Raw genomic sequence first — 282 nt, 5'->3', positions numbered from 1 at the left:
AACAGCACTGGCCATTGGATTACGGTCAGCTTTTATAGGGCTTCCCAATATTCAGCCTATAACAGCTATGTTTTTTGTCGCTGTCCTCTATTTAGGTTTGGTAGATGGTCTACTCATTATGGCTCTAACCATGGCTATCTCAGGCTTTCTATATGGCTTTGGCCCTTGGGTTTTTAATCAGATTTTGACTTTTGGAGTGTTGATGGCTCTTTGGAGTTTGATTGCACCTCGGTTATCATTAGTTTGGCAGATTGTTTTGGTAACCATTTTGTCCTTTCTCTA

At 40.8% G+C, this 282-nt stretch carries 1 protein-coding gene; it reads left to right on the top strand.

What is annotated here, in order from left to right:
- Positions 1–282, top strand: a 282-nt coding sequence (locus LZP73_RS20905) for a hypothetical protein (protein WP_234236905.1), incomplete at both ends; no start/stop codon positions are given.

Source organism: Shewanella sp. AS16, from assembly GCF_021412365.1.
GTDB classification, from domain to species: domain Bacteria; phylum Pseudomonadota; class Gammaproteobacteria; order Enterobacterales; family Shewanellaceae; genus Shewanella; species Shewanella salipaludis.
The sequence above is the reverse complement of the archived record's forward strand: the minus strand, read 5'-3'. Positions and strand labels throughout refer to the sequence as shown.